At 43.0% G+C, this 18,492-nt stretch carries 17 protein-coding genes; 2 read left to right on the top strand and 15 right to left on the bottom strand.

All coding sequences use genetic code 11. The features are described 5' to 3' along the window. Window position 1 precedes the first annotated feature (1 nt). The 5 genes from G9Q97_RS17255 to G9Q97_RS17235 form a co-directional block, all read right to left on the bottom strand. On the bottom strand, window positions 2-2,593 hold the full coding sequence (locus G9Q97_RS17255; RefSeq protein ID WP_166149056.1) for a TonB-dependent receptor: 2,592 nt from the start codon (window positions 2,591-2,593) through the stop codon (window positions 2-4). Window position 2,594: 1 nt separating this feature from the next. Then, the gene (locus G9Q97_RS17250) at window positions 2,595-3,536 is read right to left on the bottom strand and encodes a FecR family protein (protein ID WP_166149055.1); all 942 of its coding nucleotides are present in this window, start codon (window positions 3,534-3,536) and stop codon (window positions 2,595-2,597) included. Window positions 3,537-3,598: 62 nt separating this feature from the next. Continuing rightward, a complete protein-coding gene (locus tag G9Q97_RS17245) occupies window positions 3,599-4,108 on the bottom strand; it encodes an RNA polymerase sigma-70 factor (RefSeq protein ID WP_166149054.1) in 510 nt (169 codons plus the stop codon). Window positions 4,109-4,521: 413 nt separating this feature from the next. Then, the gene (locus G9Q97_RS17240; RefSeq protein ID WP_166149053.1) at window positions 4,522-5,478 is read right to left on the bottom strand and encodes a flagellar protein FlgN; all 957 of its coding nucleotides are present in this window, start codon (window positions 5,476-5,478) and stop codon (window positions 4,522-4,524) included. A gap of 233 nt (window positions 5,479-5,711) precedes the next feature. After that, entirely contained in the window at window positions 5,712-6,083 is a 372-nt protein-coding gene (locus tag G9Q97_RS17235) for a DUF6567 family protein (RefSeq protein ID WP_166149052.1), read from the bottom strand. 350 nt (window positions 6,084-6,433) lie between these two features. On the opposite strand from G9Q97_RS17235, the gene G9Q97_RS17230 reads away from it, so the two are divergent. Then, window positions 6,434-7,525 (top strand): nickel-binding protein, encoded by a 1,092-nt coding sequence (locus G9Q97_RS17230; protein WP_166149051.1) that lies wholly within the window; start codon window positions 6,434-6,436, stop codon window positions 7,523-7,525. Window positions 7,526-7,644: 119 nt separating this feature from the next. Continuing rightward, a complete protein-coding gene (locus tag G9Q97_RS17225) occupies window positions 7,645-8,019 on the top strand; it encodes a group I truncated hemoglobin (protein ID WP_166149050.1) in 375 nt (124 codons plus the stop codon). A 120-nt stretch (window positions 8,020-8,139) separates the two neighbouring features. Here the strand turns inward: G9Q97_RS17225 and G9Q97_RS17220 are convergent, their stop codons facing one another. From G9Q97_RS17220 to greA, 10 genes are all read right to left on the bottom strand, one after another. Next, window positions 8,140-9,042: an NAD-dependent epimerase/dehydratase family protein gene (locus tag G9Q97_RS17220; protein ID WP_166149049.1), complete on the bottom strand. Its 903-nt coding sequence runs from the start codon at window positions 9,040-9,042 to the stop codon at window positions 8,140-8,142. Window positions 9,043-9,160: 118 nt separating this feature from the next. Then, window positions 9,161-9,391, bottom strand: coding sequence for a helix-turn-helix domain-containing protein (locus G9Q97_RS17215; protein ID WP_166149048.1), 231 nt, complete (start codon window positions 9,389-9,391; stop codon window positions 9,161-9,163). Between the two features lie 3 nt (window positions 9,392-9,394). Further along, a complete protein-coding gene (locus G9Q97_RS17210) occupies window positions 9,395-9,922 on the bottom strand; it encodes a DUF2975 domain-containing protein (RefSeq protein WP_166149047.1) in 528 nt (175 codons plus the stop codon). 574 nt (window positions 9,923-10,496) lie between these two features. Then, window positions 10,497-11,579, bottom strand: a complete 1,083-nt coding sequence (locus tag G9Q97_RS17205; protein ID WP_166149046.1) for an AAA family ATPase — start codon at window positions 11,577-11,579, stop codon at window positions 10,497-10,499. A 180-nt stretch (window positions 11,580-11,759) separates the two neighbouring features. Beyond that, the gene (gene hemL, locus G9Q97_RS17200; RefSeq protein ID WP_166149045.1) at window positions 11,760-13,046 is read right to left on the bottom strand and encodes a glutamate-1-semialdehyde 2,1-aminomutase; all 1,287 of its coding nucleotides are present in this window, start codon (window positions 13,044-13,046) and stop codon (window positions 11,760-11,762) included. Window positions 13,047-13,053: 7 nt separating this feature from the next. Next, a complete protein-coding gene (locus tag G9Q97_RS17195; protein ID WP_166149044.1) occupies window positions 13,054-14,712 on the bottom strand; it encodes an ABC transporter substrate-binding protein in 1,659 nt (552 codons plus the stop codon). 136 nt (window positions 14,713-14,848) lie between these two features. After that, window positions 14,849-16,378 (bottom strand): glutamine-hydrolyzing GMP synthase, encoded by a 1,530-nt coding sequence (guaA, locus tag G9Q97_RS17190; protein WP_166149043.1) that lies wholly within the window; start codon window positions 16,376-16,378, stop codon window positions 14,849-14,851. A 79-nt stretch (window positions 16,379-16,457) separates the two neighbouring features. Then, window positions 16,458-17,456 (bottom strand): ligase-associated DNA damage response exonuclease, encoded by a 999-nt coding sequence (locus tag G9Q97_RS17185; RefSeq protein ID WP_166149042.1) that lies wholly within the window; start codon window positions 17,454-17,456, stop codon window positions 16,458-16,460. Next, a complete protein-coding gene (locus G9Q97_RS17180) occupies window positions 17,443-17,844 on the bottom strand; it encodes an HIT family protein (protein ID WP_166149041.1) in 402 nt (133 codons plus the stop codon). The genes G9Q97_RS17185 and G9Q97_RS17180 overlap by 14 nt, the downstream gene beginning before the upstream one ends. A 60-nt stretch (window positions 17,845-17,904) precedes the next feature. Next, window positions 17,905-18,378 carry a transcription elongation factor GreA gene (gene greA / locus G9Q97_RS17175; protein ID WP_166149040.1) on the bottom strand — a complete coding sequence of 158 codons (474 nt, stop codon included), beginning with the start codon at window positions 18,376-18,378 and terminating at the stop codon, window positions 17,905-17,907. Window positions 18,379-18,492 lie beyond the last annotated feature (114 nt).

Genomic DNA, 18,492 nt, shown 5'->3' with positions numbered 1-18,492 from the left:
TTTAAAATTTAATGTTATAGGAAACAGATGGGATAATGTAGAAGAGAAAGGTTTTCTTCACCACATTTTTTGCCCCTGGCCTGACTTCCCCTAAAAGGGCATTTTCCTGTCTTCCAAATGCGATGCTTATCGGATTGATACGTGCATAGGCATTGTAAACGGAAAATTCCCAATAGGACGAAAGCCTGGTCTTCTTTTTTTTATTTTTCAGCCTGGCAGCCAGATCCAGTCGATGGTAATCAGGCATTCGGTCACTGTTACGGTCGCTGTAGAGCGGAACGGTAAGGCCATCGTAATTAAAAAAGGAAGTTGGAAAGGTGAATGCATTACCGGAGGAATAGGTGAAGTTACTGAAAAAACTCCACCTGCCGTCCTGCTGGTAACTTGTGGAAAGGGTAAGGTGGTGGGGACGGTCGTATGGGGAATTGTACCAACGACCTTCATTGATCCCTTCTATCTGGTTTCTGCTTTTCGATAGTGTGTAGGAAAGTCTGCCGGTGACCTTGCCCTGGATTTTTTCCAATAAAAATTCTATTCCGTACGCCTTTCCACGACCGGCCCGTATTTCTCCTTCTATCAACGGATTCTGTATAAGTCTGGCATGATCCTTATAATCAATCACATTATCCAGCCATTTGTAATATCCTTCTACAATAAACTGGTAGGTCGGGTTGAATGATTTTTTTAGAGCCAGGGAAATCTGATCACCACTCAAAAAGTCAGTGTTCGGCGTTGTAGGTAAGTTAATATCAAAAGCCGAAAAAGAAAGGGAGGTATTGGCCAATGTCTGCATAAACTGATAGGTACGGCTATAGCTGGCTTTCAGCGTGGTAGAATGGTCTGTTCCGGTTAAAACTTTGATACTGACTCTCGGTGCAGCTACAAAATTTCCATTGGTCAATCCGTCTGTATTTAATGTGTCAGAAACTTCATAGGAACTATCAAAGGTATAAAAGGTATTCTTCCCGGAGTTTGCGACGGCAGAAACCCTAATGCCATAATCGGAGCTGAGCCAGTCATTGAATTGGTGTTCATTTTGGACATAGAGGGATAATTCCGCCAGGTTGGTAGAGGACACATTTTCTGCAGCTTCCTCATTCTTATTTTCCCCGGGCACAAACTTGGTGGACAAAGCTGAAATTCCGGCAGATAGGGTGTTTTTTGGATTGACGAAACAAGTGAAATCTGTTTTGACATTGACATTCTGCACGTTTGATCTCCAGCCAAAGTCATCGGTATTATTGATCCGCTGGAAGTAATTGATATCGTAGAAGTAATTTGAGAATATCAGGCTCGTGTTGGAAAAAAGCCTGGAGTGAAAGACATGGTTCCAGCGTAGCGTTGCTGTTTGGTTGCCCCACTCGGTTTGGTACTGATCAAAGAAGCGCAGCAAATCCCGGCCAAAATAGCCCGACAGGTACAACCTGTCATTCTTGCCAAGTATAAAGTTTATTTTGGCATTCAGGTCATAAAAAGATGCCTTATTGCCACCGTCATCCCCACCCAGCTTCAAAAACATGTCGGCGTAGGTTCTGCGGGCAGACACAATGAAGGAACTTTTGTCCTTGCTGATGGGTCCTTCCAAGGTTAGTCGGCTGGAAACCAACCCGATAGCCCCTTCACCTTCAAAATACTGATTGTTGCCTTCCTTCATTTTAATGTCAATGACCGAGGATAGCCGCCCGCCGTATTGGGCCGGAAAGCCACTTTTATAGGCCTTTACATCTTTGATGGCATCCGGGTTAAACACCGAGTAAAAGCCGAAAAGATGGGATGGATTAAACACAATGGCTTCATCCAATAAAATGAGGTTCTGATCCCTTCCGCCTCCCCTGACAGATATCCCAGAGGAACCCTCTGTAGCCGCTTTGAAACCGGGGATGGTTTGGAGCGATTTGATTACATCAGGTTCGCCAACCAACCCAGGCTGGTTCTTTATGAAATCAGCATTGACTTGCTGGTAATCCACGTTCGCTATTTCGTTTATCGGCTCATCCCCCGTTGCGGTTACCACCACTTCTTTCAGGGAATTCATCTGATCTCTAAGCCGGATATCTAGGTCTATATCCTGGTCCAGCCGGATATCCAAAAACTGCGTTGAAAAACTCAGATAAGAACTCTCTATGGTATAATTCCCCTCCGGTAAACTCAGCGAATAAAAACCATAGGCATTGCTTACAGTACCCTTGGATGTGCCGGATACCCTGACAGTTGCCCCTATCAATGGCTCGCCTGATGATTGTTCGCTGATATAACCACTCAGTGTAAATTCCTGCTTCGGTTCCGGACCAGTCTTTTCATTCCTGTTGATAAGAATTTTGGTTCCCCGAACCCTGATTTTGAGATTAGCCTGGCTGGAAATCGTTTCGATAAGTGCGTCAATATCATATCTCTTCACCTCCAGTCGCAGCTCCTTTTCCAGATCCAGGATGGATGAGGAATAAGAACAATTGTAGGAATAGTCGTTTTCGAGAAGATTGATCAACTCCCGGAATGTCCAGCTGCTTTTTTCAATGGACACCTGCCGGGGTGTCTGAGCTGCCGAAACGAGTACGAAACCGCAACAAACTAAGAGAAAAAGGTATCGAAGCATGTTATTCTTTGGTAATGGTAAGTTTATTTTCTGTAGCTTTTATTTCGATGCCCAGTATGAAGGATAGCTCTTCCATAAATTCGGACAGCGAATTTTTATTAAATGCCGCCGTTACCCTAAGGTCTTCTACAGCTTTCGACATCTCATGGCTGAAACCATAATAGCCAGCAGCAACTTCCATGACCTCTCGCAGCGGCTGATTGGAAAATCTAAAAACTCCGGTTTTCCATCCAACGCTGTTGACATTGACTTGGGGTATGACTTGGATCCTTCTTCCGTCAGAAATGGCTCCTTCGCCCGGCTTCAAAATTTGCTCTGATCCAGCCGCCGAGAAGCGAACAGAACCCTCCAGCAACAGGACCTCTGTACTGCTTTCATTTTCCCTGACATTAAAAGTGGTTCCCAGGACTTCCACCTTTCCCTCATCAGCAAGAACAATAAAGGGTACTTCACCTTTTTGAACTTCAAAAAAAGCTTCACCTTCTATTTCGATTGATCGGTCTTTTTTGAAAGACCTTTCATGAAAACTGGCAAGTGCATCCTGCCTGAGCCACACCTGAGAACCGTCTGGGAGAAGTACAGCCATAGGTCTAGGCGTATCATTTGCGATGGAAGTATTGGCGTAATAATTGACCATCCATACACTGCACAAAATGAGAAAAACAACGGCAGCGACGTATTTTAAAACCGGTCTGAGTCTTAGTGTTTTTGTCTGCTCCTGTTGTGCTTTTTCGATAATCTCTTCCCAGTTTTCCTGCAAATCAATGCGCTGCCAATCCCGAAAAAGTTTCCCATCCTGCCAGGATGAAAGCATTTTCTCCTGATGTTGTCGATTTTCCGGCGAAGCGTCAAGCCATTGGCTCAGTATCTTTTTTTCGTCTTCACGAAGGTCTCCGAGAAAATTGCGTAGGATCAATATTTCCAGTTCCTTTTTGCTGTTCATCTCTGTTTCTTTATTGGTAAGACGAACAACTCTGGTTTCACACGTATCGAAGGGGAATAAAATTAAAAAATGGTGAGTAATATATTTTTAAAACCTGTAAGGCCTTCACGTATTTTTTTTAATGCCTTACTAATCTGGGTTTCTACTGTGCGTTTAGAAAGTTGCATTTCCTCGGCGATCAGCAGGTTTGATTTGCCCTCAAAACGACTCTGCAAAAAAATCTCTTTGCATTTCCCGGGTAATTCATTGATTATTGACAGCAGGTGATTTTCAAGCTCTGTTTTTTCTACTGCATCATCATGAAACACCGACTCGGATACAGAGAGAATATTCTCATGGTGAGCAGAACGGATGGTTTGCGTTTTTATATGATCAAGACATTTTCGTTTCGTAGCAGTATAAAAAAAGGCATCTGGGTTCTCAATCTTCTCAACCGGCTTGTTCAGGAGGCTCACGAAAACATCCTGGACCAGATCCTGGGCAAGGTCCATATCTCCCACATACTTGCAGGCAAATAAAACAAGCTTTCTAAAATAACTCAGGTAATATGTTTTGACCTCATCGGTATCCATGATTAACGCTTAAGTAAGGTAAAATCAATTCGTCGATCTTTGACTTGAATTATCACAGTGTTCTCCGTCAAACTGACATTATTACCTGATGAGGATTTTGCATCATCAAGAATATCAAGGTTGATAAGGCAATGCTGATGATTTTTAAGCATTGATATACCTGGAAAATAGAACTTAGATGAATAAAAAGGCATGAAATACAAGCACACTATAAGTAAACAACCTATTTTATACTAAATTAATTATTTCGGATAAAATCACCGGTGTAGCACACTTTTCTTTTATCTGCTGCCTTTTTTCATTTAACGGTTAATCAAAAGAGGCCTTCATGGGGTGCTGTATTCGGGTTTCATGATATTTGTTGACTTAAGTAGAGCAGCTAATTTCCATCTCTTGGCATCGGCTTTCAGCGGTTAACCACCCATATTTTGTCCCAGAGATCCATTTTTCATCAAACTTTTTTTTGAATGTGCTACATCTACCATGTCAACAAACTGGTTTCCCGGGTTAAGCACAGGAATCAGTCGCTCGTTACAAAGGAGGATTTTTGCGGCTAAGTTTTCCTTTGAGGTATTTTCCAGGTTTCTAATTGCATCTGAAAGTATCCACTCTCCGCAAATCGTTCTCAGTTCATTGATGTCCAGAAACCGGGCTTTTTCGAGGGTTACCTTGTCTTTCAGCAGCGCCCAGCCCTTTTCTATCTCCTGTCGATCCGCGCCTTGAATTCGCACCCCGTGATAGTCCTTTTGAATGCCTTTTAAAAACTGTTGCACCAGCTGGGTAATTTGCCAGGTATCAGCCGCCTTCAGACTGTTCTCTCCTTCCGGAAAAACTTCCAGCAATGCCTCCGTATAGGCCTTTGATAGAAAGGGAAAATGATCAGACAATTGCAGTCGCAAGCTTCTGGAATCTATATAACCAATAAATTTTTTGTGAATCGAATCATGAGAGTCAACGAATACCCAGTAGTTAATTCCCCTCGCTTTTGACAAAATCGTCGAAAAGATAAACAATCGTGAGGTCAACCAGGCTCTGCCCCCATATATATCTATACCTGCGTAGTCGTAACTGCCTTCTTTGCTAAATTGCTCCATCAGGTCCATGACACCGCTGGAAAAATCATCTGATTTTACACCCGTACGAATGTCTCCTGCGAATTCATTGCTCCATGTGGATGAAAATTCTTTTGCTTTTTCAAACTCCAGTTCGATCCCCAATGCACCAATTTTAGTGGTTCGACCCAGTAACTGTGGGATGTATTTTCTTAAAAAGAATAAAATAAGCAATATGGTAAATGGCCAAACCAATTCCTGAAGCAATGGAATCCAGGCCTCCATGTATTTTGCGGGTATTTCATGCGTTGATTCCATATTCCGGGCAATTGGATAATATACGACCAAAAGCGACTTCCGTTAACGCTGAATTTCGAGCACACTGCCGCAGGTAACCAAAACTCATTCAGTTCGTAGTAGGGGAATGCTCTCTAAGTTAAATAATTTATGAAGAAAAATGATGTGTAGGACAAGAAAAAAGGACAGAAAGGCCTCCTACCTTCTGTCCTTTCGGTTTAATTTCCAGTGAATTGCATCCTGGCCGACCAAGCTTACCTGGTAAATTCAACCACGGTACCGCTTACGGTGATGGTGCGTTTGTAATAAAACGGGGGGATTCCACCCACATGCTCCTCTGTAAGGATATTGGTAATGGCTCGCGAACCCGAGGTCAGATCGGCCTCTTCAATCATGGCAGAATACGCTTCATTGAATAAATTTCTTCGGTTCTTTCCTCCGAAGACAAGGATGTACTCTACTTCAGCCGCACCCTTTACCTGACCAAGTACCTGAAAGTTATTGCTTCCAAGGTTTATCTGGGTGTTGTTTTGATTTTGGTTGAGTATCCAGGCCTGATTGACTCCGCAGGAGCCAAGACCGAGGATAAGTGCCAGTCCTAGAATGGCATTTCTGGTTTTTTTCATTTTGCGTAATGTTTACAATTAAGAAATGTTATAATTTGCCGAAGGTAAATTTAATCCGAAAGGTTCGATGTAGCATTGGTATGGGAGATGCATACCATTACCAACCAAGAAAAGCGCTGGGCTCCCCACATTTCTTGGTTTCAAACTGTTCCAATTAATTTTCCGGGTAACCCGAAGTCTTAACGCTGCAAACGGTTTAACGCCCCTAATGTTGGCCATTTGCTTAAATTTAGTTGAAAGAAGTAAAATGTCAAACACGGAAACTTGCCAGTGAGGAATAACAAATCTTTAAAGATGGTATCAAAGTAACCTGATTAAACCCTTATCTTGTGTATTCATCCAATTAAAAAATGATGCCTATATACATGGATCGACACGATCTGTCTGCAGGAGTCACTGCTGAAAATGTGGCCCGGTTACATCAGGAAGACCTAAAGATTCAGGAAGAATTTAACTGCCGGGGGTTGACCTATTGGTTTGATGCGGAGCGAAAAACCGCCTTTTGTCTGGTAGAAGCACCAGATGCAGCATCCGTACACCGCATGCATGACTACGCACATGGGCAAGTGCCCCATGCAGTTATCGAAGTCGATGCTGGTTTGGTTGAGTCATTTCTTGGAAGGATGGAAGATCCAAAAGCTAATTCAGGAGTAGCATTAAACCCCATAAGTGATCCCGCCTATCGCTTTTTACTTTCAGCACAAATAGGATTTCGTCGGCTTGAAACCTTACAGCTAAAAGGACTGCCATCAACCATTAGGAGCTATAAAAGCCGAATCGTTGAATCAATTCATGCTTTATGCGGAACCGTGGTCCGGCAAGAAGGTCGGCATATTCTGGCTTCTTTTAAAACCGCAGGACTGTCGGTGGAATGTGGTTGGGCTGCTGCAAATACCTTGGCTTTACAATATCCCGATCTAACCCTTAATTTAGGATTGGATGGGGGTATTCCAGTAACCGAAAGCAAATCTATTTTTGAAGATACCGTCAGATCCTCCAAAAGGTTATGTGAATCCAGACAGGGATTTTCGATCTCTTCAGTTGTTCTCGAATTGTATGAGGATTATTCTTCAAAGTCTTCTCACACAAGGATGGGAATTGTGGAGGTGAGTGCATCGGAGCTAGTTTTTCTTCACAGACTACTGGATTACCTGGATTTGAATTTTTCGTGTACAGAATTGAGTATCGATAACCTTGCATACGGCCTTGGATTAAGCAGATCTCAATTATTCCGGAAGACGAGGGGCCTGATGAATTGCGCGCCCAGCATTTTAATCAACTCCGTTAGACTGGAAAAATCGTTGGAAATTTTCAGTAGACGTGCCTCGGTATCAGAAACGGCCTATTTATGCGGTTTTAACAGTTCTTCCTACTTTTCAAAATGCTTTCATAAAAAGTATGGAGTCAGTCCAAAGGATTACATCCTGGCAATGCATGAATAACCAAATTTTAGTGCACAAAACCCTTTTCTGATCAAATTTTACATCTATTTGAACAGATTCTACCTGCGAAATCATAGAAGTTGCAGTACCTTTACCGAATAAATCAAAAAAACGTAGATATGTCCACATCATTATTTGAACGATTAGGCGCTGAGGAAGGCATTGTTAAAATTGTAGACGACGTGGTGGAAGCACACATGAACAATCCTGTAATTTCCGCAAGGTTCACCCCCTATTTAGAGCAGCCCGAAAATTTAGCGAAGGTCAAATCGCACACGGTCAATTTTTTTATTACCGGAAGTGGAGGTCCCCAGGTTTACGCCGGAAGAACAATGGAGACCACCCACAGAGGAATGAACATAAGTGCCGAAGAATACATGGAGACCATGGATGATATCTTTCTGGTACTTGACAAACATGGCAAGGATGCACAGACCAAAAAGGACGTGCTCGAAATCCTTTGGTCCCTAAAGGGTACGATCATGGGAAAATGAAAGGAATAATCCCAAGAAAACAGGAAGGTTTTGGCTTTAATGACTACTTATAATCTGCGATACTTCTACTAACCCTCGCGACATGGACGCCCATTGAGAGCCGCAAAGCAACACCAGGCTTTAGGCCTCTTTCACGTATTTCCGCCAGTTGTGTTGTTCTTTGAATCCGAGTACTTCACGAATTTTCCGATTGGAAAATAAGGCTTCGTGTTCTTCCAATTTACGGGTAAGCTGCACGCCGGGGAAAAACCGTTTCGCCAATTCTTTGCTGGGGATTATCGCTCCATTGTGATCGTTTCCGGCATTAAAAACCTGGAACCCCAGGTCATCCTTTTGCACGCATAAATCCACAATTTGCCCAAGGTCACGGGCATCGATATAGCAAAAAGCATTTCGGCGACGCACTTCGGGATGCTTGAAGTAGTAGGGGAACAGCTCCTGATATTCATGGGGCTCGATCACGTTTCCTATCCGGAGTGCATAGATATCAAACCCTGAACGTCGTTGGAAGGCGCGTGCTGTTTTCTCATTTACCACCTTCGAAAGACCATAGCTATCCATGGGGTCTACGTCATAGTCTTCTTCCAAAGGCAGGGAATGGGGATCAGTTTGGCCGTCTGAAAAACAGACCCCGTAGGTGGTCTCGGAAGAAGCAATGATAATCTTCCTGATGCCTAGCTTCACGGCCGCTTCAATTACATTATAGGTCCCAATGGTATTGACTCTGAAGGTTTCATTATCCGGATTGATCAGGATGCGGGGCACCGCTGCAAAATGAACCACCGCATCAAAAAGTGGAACACCACTTCCTGATTCCAGTTCATCCAGTCCGGCATAGGAGCTCATGGCATTGAACATCTGTCCGGAATCGGTAATATCGGCGATAAGGTTGTCCACCCCAGGGTGATCCAGTGGTTTCAGATCCACATTCATCACACGGTGCCCCTGTTTAAGGAGGTAGGGGATTACGTGTTTTCCAGCTTTTCCCGATCCTCCGGTGAAAAATATCCGATTCTTAGTCATGTATGCTGTTATTTGATGATGAGTTTATTTTAATCAACTAATGGTGGCTAAGCTACTAATTCCATTTTTGTTTCAAAACCAGTTCCAGCAAATCCAGGGATTTTGCCTTTTATCCAACTTAATAAGATTCCAATTGCCTTTTGTTGTCTTCAACGTACTCCATAATATCCCCAGGCTGGCAGTCCAAAACGTTACAAATCGCCTCCAAGGTACTGAAACGAATTGCTTTGGCTTTCCCCGTTTTTAGTATGGATAGATTAGATAAGGTCAAACCCACTTTTGCTGAAAGTTCATTGAGAGACATTTTTCGCTTTGCCATTACAACATCCAAATTTACTACAATTGCCATCGCTTATACCGTCAGGTCGTGTTCAGTTTGTAAATCAGTTCCTTTTTTAAACACCAGGGCTATTATATAAATAACTCCCGCAAAAAACAATATTTCATTACCAGTCCAATCGATGGGAATAGCTACCCCTTTTTTCGAAATCCATTGACAATACCAACTGGCTATAATGGAAAGAATACCCGTACCTAATGAAACATGACTGATCCTTAATAGCATTTCTGTCAGCTCTTTGTTAAATGGTTTTGATAGTTGAAATTTTGAGAAAACTGAAAAAGTCAGATATGCAATAAATGATTTTAACCCGGTTAGGGCAATGAGTAATAGAACGGTAGAAATGTAATAGGGCTTACTGAAAGAATACAAATCGAATAGGTTGAGTCCAAGATATAGTTGTTTTGAAGCTTCTGGGTTAACAATAAAGCTACCGATGAACAAAACCAGGATTACACTTGCTTCAAGGCAAAATTCAACGAATGCTATACTAAAAAGTATTTCTAATACTTTTATCACAACTGATTTTTTTGAGATCATTTGCATGCTATTTATTAATAATGATACATATATCAATAAAAATTTATTGTAAAACAATAAATTACCGTTTTATTTTAAAAAATTTCTCGATTTTCATTATGAGACTGTCTTCCAAAAAAACAGATTTATGTGAGTATCTTATTAAATCGGCTCATGATATAGACTAGTTGTGGACATTCCTATGTTCCAAAAAACACAAAAAGACGGGAATCAGGAATCAAAGTACCAGTATGCCGCCTGATTGCTTGCTTTGGCCCGAAACAAAGTAATTCTATTGCCAGTTCGTCCCAATGCTGGTTCCATATTTGACAGTGGTAAAAACACTCTCCTGAAAAGAACTCATCGATTAAAAATAAAAGGGATAAAAAAAATCATACTTACAACTGTTCCAATCAGTATACCGTCGGATCCTGCACAGATGAGTCAACTAGGAATTTTCTATTATAAAACCATTGGTTCGGTATTTTTTGTGATACTGTCCAGCTAAAAGATCTTAACTTACATGATCTGCTATAAAGCACTTGACTAGTAAATTTAAATAGGTCTGTTTTCTCCCAAGATTGGGACCAATTGCTTATTTTTGAAAACCAATTTTCCCTTTTTTAGTCTGGTTAAAATCCTTCTTCTTGTAGTTGAATATATCTGCCAGGGTCATCTCTGTACCGTTCGATTCATGGTTCAAGCCCCTGAGAAGTTCATCGGCTTTTTCGGGAATTAACGGCTGAAATTCATAGTAGGCGATCATTCTGCCTTTTCTTAACAAGGCTTTGTCAATTTTGTCAATGCTTGTATTGAAGGTACATATGATTTTAATATTCAAATAGTCACTGAATAGCCCGTCCGTTAGTTGCAGAATGGTAGAAACCACAGAGGTTTCATTCACTTGCTCTCTGCTTGTCAGCACTTTCTCTGCGTCTTCAATGATTAAAACGGCATTTTGGTTTTTGAGAAGGAAGGAAATAAAGTTGGGGTGCAGCAATTCATTGACAAAATCATTTTGTATAAAGATAAAGCTCTTTTTATGATGCCTGCTAATCAAATTTTTTATGTACGAGGTTTTACCTGTTCCCGGCAGGCCGTGCAGCAAAATCAACCCTGCCTTTTCCACCTCCAATGCGTTTTCGATAAGCTCATTTATTGCTTCAAAGTCATCGTTATACATTTTTTGAATATCGCACTCGAAGTTTTGTGTTTTTACTTCCTCCTTGAAAAAGCCATTATCGTTCCTTGACAATACGTTAAAGATTGGGCTTCGATCCAGACCAAATGTCATTCTTAATTTATGGTTTGTTGCAATCACCCATTTTTCCAACTCCAAATCCGAAGCATCATACAGCATGTCTACAAACAATTGATCGAATTCTAATGAGAGCCAAATGAGCAATTTTTTGGCCTTGCTTTTCAGCAGGTATCGATATGGAAAATCTTCGCTAAAGTCGGCTTCTTTGGTATCTTCGGTATTCCAATATTTAAAAACCACTTCCATCTCCTGGGATACAAGATCGACCGTCTCCAGCACTTTTTCCATAAGTGCCCTGTCCATTTTTAGTGGCGTTTCAAATCCAAGACTGGAAGGAAGTTGATCAAAGCAAACGGAAAAATACGGGTATCTATCAAATATACCGGAGGAGTCGAATGAATCTATTAATTCGGCCATTTGCTGTTTTATTGGTTAGACCTTAGTTTATTCACAATTTATTACAAGTTTGCCAGTAATTAAAGGATTGGGATCATACGATTAAACTTTCTGCCATCATGCTTTCCGGTCAGTAATCTGTTGTGGCTCCGGAACACAGCTAACAGGGAAACAAGCTTTTATCTAAGGTAATCCTATTTCCTATAGACTTTTTAAAGCTTTCTCATTGGCCTCCAAAATCTGATCCAGATGCTCTTTTTCAAGGGCTGTGGATAGAAAGAGGCTTTCGTATTGGGATGGTGCCAGGTAAATGCCCTGATCCAGCATGGCCTTGAAATACTTGCCAAAAAGTCCCGTATCACAAGTTTGGGCATCAGCAAAATCCCTGACCTTTTTATCCGTGAAGAAAAGGCTGTACATGCCACCGATATGGTTGGTGGTATAGGGCAAGCCTAATTTATCCAGGATGGTATGAATGCCATTGACAAGTGTGTTGCCGGTTTGTTCCAGGCGGGTATAAACTGCGGGGTTTTGGTGCAGGTGGCGCAGCATGGCCAATCCAGCTGCCATGGCTATGGGGTTGCCTGAAAGGGTTCCTGCCTGATACACTGGTCCATCCGGTGACACAAACTCCATAATTTCTTTTCTTCCTCCATAGGCACCTACTGGCATTCCTCCACCGATAATCTTACCCATTGTAGTCAGGTCAGGTTTTACACCCATGACTTCCTGAGCTCCGCCTCTGGCAAGCCTGAATCCGGTCATCACCTCATCAAAAATGAGGACAATACCCTCTTCATCACAAATTTTTCTCAAGCCTTCCAAAAAGCCCGGCTCTGGTAAAACGCAGCCCATGTTTCCAGCTACAGGCTCCAGGATTATGGCAGCAATTTCATCTTTATTGGCCTCTACCAATAACCTGACCTTTTCCAAATCATTGTAGGGGGCCAATAGTGTATCCATGGCCGTTCCTTTGGTCACTCCCGGGGAATCCGGATTTCCCATGGTAATGGCACCAGACCCAGCGGCAATCAGAAAACTGTCGCCATGGCCATGGTAGTTCCCTTCGAATTTGATGAATTTATCCTTACCCGTATATCCTCTGGCAACCCTTATGGCGGACATGGTGGCTTCTGTACCACTATTGACCATCCTTATTTTTTCTACCGAGGGAACCATGGTTGTGATCAACTCTGCGATTTCTACTTCCATGGCGGTGGGGGCTCCAAAAGAAGTTCCATTTTCCATGGCTTTGATTACCGCTTCCCTTACTTCTGGATGATTATGGCCCAGGACCATGGGGCCCCAGCTGTTGATCAGTTCAATAAAACGGTTGCCATCTGCATCCACAATATAGGGTCCATCTGCTTTGGAAATAAACAGTGGGTTTCCTCCGACGGCTTTGAAAGCCCGGACGGGGGAGTTTACGCCACCTGGAATAAATTTTTTGGCTTTTTCGAAAAGTTGTTTGCTTTTTTCTGTAATCATGCGTGGTTTATTCTTCTTCAATGGTCAATACTCCTTCTTCCAGCCTCAAAATGGGAACGTAATCGTTGGATCTCTGTCCGGCAAAATCAAACCCGAATGTTAATTTCCCTTTCTGATAACCACTTCTATCCAGATTTTTCCGAAAATCAAATCCTTCCCTTCCATTAATCATCTGGCAGACAAAGTCTGCCAGTTCATACCCAATGTACACAAATGAAGAGGGATAGGTTTTGTAGGTATCCATGTAACGTTCTCTAAAATTATTCAGGATTTCATCATTGAAATCCACGGTATTGTTGCCCACAAAATGAAAATTTTGTGTTTCCATCATTTCGTAGTTGGCAAAATTGAAATACAGCCAGCTTTCCATAACCACCACCGGAATGCCAGGGCCAAGCGATTCCACCATGGCAAAAACCGGAGAAGCCACGTTGGGGTCATCGGAAAAGATCACCATCATGTCTACTTTTGGCTCATCATCTTTGCCTAAACCCAGGCTTTCAAAAAAGTCCCGCATATCCGGGGTGTTGACCTTTTGGCTTTGAACAATCTGCAGGCCACTTCTTCTGGCCATCTCTGTAAATAAGTTGGCCAATTGTTCATCCCTGCTTGCTCCGGAATAAGCCAGTGCAATCCTTCTCCCTTCAAATCTCCTGCAGTAATCAATGACTTTCTGGCTGATGGATTGAACAGAGGGTCTGAACAAATAAGAGTAGTTGGATGATTTAATATTTTCATCCATATTGGAAAGTGGATTGATTTGAGGGATTTGATACAAATTGGCAAATTCAGCGACCAATGCTGTTTCTTCCGGATAGATCGGGCCCAAAATGATATCTGCCTTTTTCAAAAATGGATCCCCGAGTATTGCCCTTACTTTTTCTGCATTGCGTTGGGTATCAAAAACCTGAAAATTCAGATCCACACCATCTTCCCTTGCCTGCTCCAGGGCCAGTTGGATACCTTGGTACAATTGCAAAACAAAATTATTTCCGCCAAGCGAAGCTGTTCCCGAACCGCCCTCATAATTGAAAGGCAAAACCACTGCGATATCCAGGACCTGATCTTTTTTGGCATCTTCACCACTATCCACTATTTCAAAAGCCCTTCTTCGGATTTCCTCGTAGAGGTTGCGCTCAGTGCTGGACAGGGAACCCTGGGATTCAAGTATGGTTTTTAATGCCATGACCAAACCCTTATTATCCGGATATTGACCATATTGAACTGCCAGGACGCTGGAAGAACTTACTTTTAAAAATTTAAAAGTGGCTTTATAAGCCTCATTTTTTATGTTTTCCGAAGAGATGGCAGCAATATGCTTTAATGCTTCTGAAGGTGCTGAGAGCTGAAAATGTGAAAGTGCAAGCAGGTACCTGGCTTCATCTTCACCGGACCAATTATCCTGTTCCAATAGCATCAGGCAGGTATTTTTGGCCAATTCAAATTGCCGGTTTCCATAGGCTGCGCGGGCAAAATGATACCTTGCATAACCGGAGAGTGCACCATATTTTTCCTCATCCAGATAAGGCCTCAAAAGCTCCATGGCTTCTACATGTTCTCCCTCTTCTATGAGTACTTTGGCCCGCTTGTAGTTTGCTATTTCCTCCTGAGCAAACAATCCCCCCAGAGAAAGGAATAAAAAGATGATGGATAGTGCTGTTTTCATGATTGGCATATTTTTACAGGCATTGATAGTCAAATTTCATACCTTTTTTAAAAGATACCTTTATAGGAAACTGAAATTCGGATTTAAAGGTTCTGGAAACATTCGCATGTTTACATGATCAGATTTTTGTGGGTATTTATTCCCATTCAATGGTAGCAGGAGGCTTGGAACTGATATCATATACCACCCGATTGACTCCCTTTACTTTATTGATGATGTCGTTCGAAATTTTTCCCAAAAACTCATAGGGGAGATGGATCCAGTCTGCAGTCATGCCGTCAACGGAGGATACCGCACGAAGGGCCACCACCCTTTCATAGGTTCTCTCATCACCCATAACCCCCACCGACTGAATGGGCAGCAAGATAGCTCCCGCCTGCCACACCTGATCGTAAAGGCCGGCATCTTTCAACCCCTGAATGAATATATGGTCCACCTCCTGAAGGGTCTGTACCTTTTCAGGAGTGATATCTCCTAGTATCCTGATGCCCAGTCCGGGACCGGGAAAAGGGTGCCGACCAATGATAGTATCCGCTATATCCAGGGCTTTTCCTACCTCTCTCACTCCATCCTTGAACAGGGTTTTCAATGGTTCCACCACTTTCAGATTCATGAAATCCGGCAATCCTCCCACATTGTGGTGGGATTTGATGGTAGCGGAGGGGCCATTAACGGAAACAGATTCGATAATATCGGGATAGATGGTCCCTTGACCCAACCACTTGACCCCCTGTATTTTATGGGCTTCCTGGTCAAAAACCTCAATGAATGTCCTTCCTATGGCTTTTCTTTTTCCTTCCGGATCAGAAATACCCTTCAAGGCATCATAAAACTTTTGCCTGGCATCTACACCGATAACATTCAATCCCATGTCTTTGTAAGAGTCCAACACCTCCTCAAATTCATTTTTCCGCAGCAGCCCGTTATCCACAAACACGCAGGTAAGCTGGTCTCCAATGGCCCGGTGAATCAGGGTGGCTGCTACAGAAGAGTCCACCCCTCCGGAGAGTCCCATCACTACCCGGTCCGGACCGATCGTTTTTTTCAATTCATCCACAGTAATGTCGATGAATACATCTGATGTCCAATCCTGAGAACAATCACAGATCTGCACCACAAAATTCCTCAATAGATTCTTCCCTTCCGTGGAGTGGGTTACCTCGGGATGAAACTGAATACCATAGGTTTCTTCTTCCTGAATTTTATAGGCGGCGATTCTTACCGAGGGAGTGCTGGCGATGATGTCAAATCCTTCAGGCAGTTCCTTTATGGTATCCCCATGTGACATCCAAACCTGGGAGCCATGGGTCATTTCTTTGAAGAGGGCTGCATGGGTGTCCAAATGAGAAAGACTGGCCCTGCCATATTCCCTGATTTCTGAGGGAGTGACATTCCCCCCGTATTTTTGGGCCATCAATTGCGCTCCATAACAAACAGCCAATAGGGGGATCTTTCCTCTGAAAATATCCAGGTCCAGGTCCGGAGCACCCTTATCTCTTACCGAACAGGGACTCCCGGAAAGGATTACTCCTTTGATGTCAGCAGTTAGGGGTGGAATTTTATTAAAAGGATGAATTTCACAATATACATCCAGTTCCCGAACACGCCTCGCAATGAGTTGGGTGTATTGAGAACCAAAATCAAGAATCAGAATCTGTTCGGCCATGCGCAAAGTTAACCAGCCCCCACCAAATCCCGAAATAAAAAAGGCAATTTTCAAAAGAATGTTTGGACCAATGCCATGATCAGTCGTCGCCGGCATCGGAAGACTCCCCTTTGAAAAGGGTGTTCAGGGCCTCCGCGTCCAGCCCGGCCTCCTGTAGATGCCTGGCAAATGGCTGATTGGAGCCATGCGTTAAATAGACCTTGCTGGCTCCTGTGGCCACTATGGCCTCATTCAGGCCTGTCCAGTCCGCATGATCGGACAATACGAAACCGGCATCCGCAGCCCGCCGTCTTCTGGCACCCCTGATATTCATCCAGCCCGAGCAAATTGCCGTTCTATAAGGAAAAAACTGCTTCATCCAGGGACTTCCCGCAGCAGAGGGTGGAGCCAATACCAAAGCATTTCTGTAATTTTCTTTGGGTATTTCCCGACTGATTTTTTGCACCTCTGGCAACAAAAACCCATCTGCTGCCAGTGCTTCATTGGTATTCCATATCGCTCCGTGTGCGTATACATGGCCTGTATCCAGTTCCAGGTGTCGGAGGATTCGCTGCGCCTTTCCCAGGGAATAGGCAAAAACCACCGAGCAAAGTCCTTCTTTGGCATTTCGGGCCCACCATTGATTCAGGTCGGCAAATATTTTCTCCTGACTTTCCCAACGATATATGGGTAATCCAAAGGTACATTCCGAAACGAAGATATGGCAGGAAACTGGGGAAAACGGGCTGCTGATGCCATCCGCTTCGGTTTTATAGTCTCCACTGATCACAGCAATCTGGCCCTTGTATTCCAGCCTGACCTGAGCTGATCCGGGAATATGCCCGGCCGGATGTAAAGAAAGCTTTACCCCATTAATGCTTATTTCCTTTCCATAGGGCAGGGTTTCCAGCTGTATGTCTGCACCCAGGCGGTACTTTAAAATTTCTTTGGATTGGTCTTGCGCCAGGTAATGTTTCATGCCCCAACGGGCGTGATCGGCATGCGCGTGGGTAATGACTGCCTTATCGACGGGTTTCCAGGGGTCTATGTAGATTCCCGCCTGAGGGCAAAAAATTCCTTTGTCGTCAAGCGTTATCAAAGGCGGTTTTTATCTTTTGGGTCAAGGCCTCCATTTCTTCTTTGGGAACTTTTAATTTGGGCCTGTTGAAGTTGATATCATCCATACTCCTCAATGGCACCAGGTGAATGTGGACATGGGGGACTTCCAGGCCGATAACCGCCACGCCTATTCTGGTACAAGCCACGACACTTTCCTGTGCTTTGGCAACCTTTTTGGCAAATAGGTGCAGGCTGGCGTATAATGCATCATCCAGGTCATAAATGTAATCGACTTCTTTTTTGGGCACTACCAATAAATGACCTTTTACCAAAGGCATGATATCCAGGAAAGCAATGTGATTTTCATCCTCTGCGACAATATATCCGGGGATTTCTCTATTAATTATTTTTGTAAATATGGAAGACATGATTCAGGAGCTTAATGGTTCTAAACAAAAAATCCCGATGCAATGCAATCGGGATGAAATTTAGTAACTGATATCCAATATTTCAAATTCAAGTTTACCTGCAGGTGCTTGAATTTCAGCGATTTCACCTACTTTTTTCCCCAACAGACCTTTTCCGAAAGGAGATGCCAGGCTAATTTTATTGGCTTTCAAGTCGGCTTCTTCCTCAGATACCAAAGTATAACTTACCGTCATGCCATTTTTTGTGTTTTTGATTTTAACGGTACAAAGAATACTGACCTTGGAAGTATCCACTTTCGAATTATCCAACACCCGGGCATTGCCGAGTACATTTTCCAGTTTGGCAATCTTTAACTCCAGGTGTCCCTGAGCATCTTTGGCAGCATCGTATTCTGCATTTTCACTCAAGTCTCCTTTGTCTCTGGCCTCCGCAATCTGCTTTGCAATATCAGATCTGCCTTTGGTTTTCAGTTGCTGAAGTTCATCCTTCAGTTTCTTCAAACCTTCTTCTGTGTAATATTGTATGTTTCCCATATCCATTAATTAATAGCCTGACATTAAATAAAATAACGGTCTCAACTTTGAGACCGTTTCCTTATGCTTCCTGTATTTTGTAAAGACAAAGATAAAGTAAGAATTCCTATTTTA

This window comes from Cyclobacterium plantarum (assembly GCF_011290685.1).
GTDB lineage: Bacteria > Bacteroidota > Bacteroidia > Cytophagales > Cyclobacteriaceae > Cyclobacterium > Cyclobacterium plantarum.
This window is presented reverse-complemented; position numbering and strand designations above follow the sequence as displayed.

Bases quoted from the DNA above. Each gene is read 5' to 3' on its own strand.
- G9Q97_RS17255 (WP_166149056.1), bottom strand. From the start codon at position 2,593: ATGCTTCGATACCTTTTTCTCTTAGTTTGTTGCGGTTTCGTACTCGTT.
- G9Q97_RS17250 (WP_166149055.1), bottom strand. From the start codon at position 3,536: ATGAACAGCAAAAAGGAACTGGAAATATTGATCCTACGCAATTTTCTC.
- G9Q97_RS17245 (WP_166149054.1), bottom strand. From the start codon at position 4,108: ATGGATACCGATGAGGTCAAAACATATTACCTGAGTTATTTTAGAAAG.
- G9Q97_RS17240 (WP_166149053.1), bottom strand. From the start codon at position 5,478: ATGGAATCAACGCATGAAATACCCGCAAAATACATGGAGGCCTGGATT.
- G9Q97_RS17235 (WP_166149052.1), bottom strand. From the start codon at position 6,083: ATGAAAAAAACCAGAAATGCCATTCTAGGACTGGCACTTATCCTCGGT.
- G9Q97_RS17230 (WP_166149051.1), top strand. From the start codon at position 6,434: ATGATGCCTATATACATGGATCGACACGATCTGTCTGCAGGAGTCACT.
- G9Q97_RS17225 (WP_166149050.1), top strand. From the start codon at position 7,645: ATGTCCACATCATTATTTGAACGATTAGGCGCTGAGGAAGGCATTGTT.
- G9Q97_RS17220 (WP_166149049.1), bottom strand. From the start codon at position 9,042: ATGACTAAGAATCGGATATTTTTCACCGGAGGATCGGGAAAAGCTGGA.
- G9Q97_RS17215 (WP_166149048.1), bottom strand. From the start codon at position 9,391: ATGGCAATTGTAGTAAATTTGGATGTTGTAATGGCAAAGCGAAAAATG.
- G9Q97_RS17210 (WP_166149047.1), bottom strand. From the start codon at position 9,922: ATGATCTCAAAAAAATCAGTTGTGATAAAAGTATTAGAAATACTTTTT.
- G9Q97_RS17205 (WP_166149046.1), bottom strand. From the start codon at position 11,579: ATGGCCGAATTAATAGATTCATTCGACTCCTCCGGTATATTTGATAGA.
- hemL (WP_166149045.1), bottom strand. From the start codon at position 13,046: ATGATTACAGAAAAAAGCAAACAACTTTTCGAAAAAGCCAAAAAATTT.
- G9Q97_RS17195 (WP_166149044.1), bottom strand. From the start codon at position 14,712: ATGAAAACAGCACTATCCATCATCTTTTTATTCCTTTCTCTGGGGGGA.
- guaA (WP_166149043.1), bottom strand. From the start codon at position 16,378: ATGGCCGAACAGATTCTGATTCTTGATTTTGGTTCTCAATACACCCAA.
- G9Q97_RS17180 (WP_166149041.1), bottom strand. From the start codon at position 17,844: ATGTCTTCCATATTTACAAAAATAATTAATAGAGAAATCCCCGGATAT.
- greA (WP_166149040.1), bottom strand. From the start codon at position 18,378: ATGGGAAACATACAATATTACACAGAAGAAGGTTTGAAGAAACTGAAG.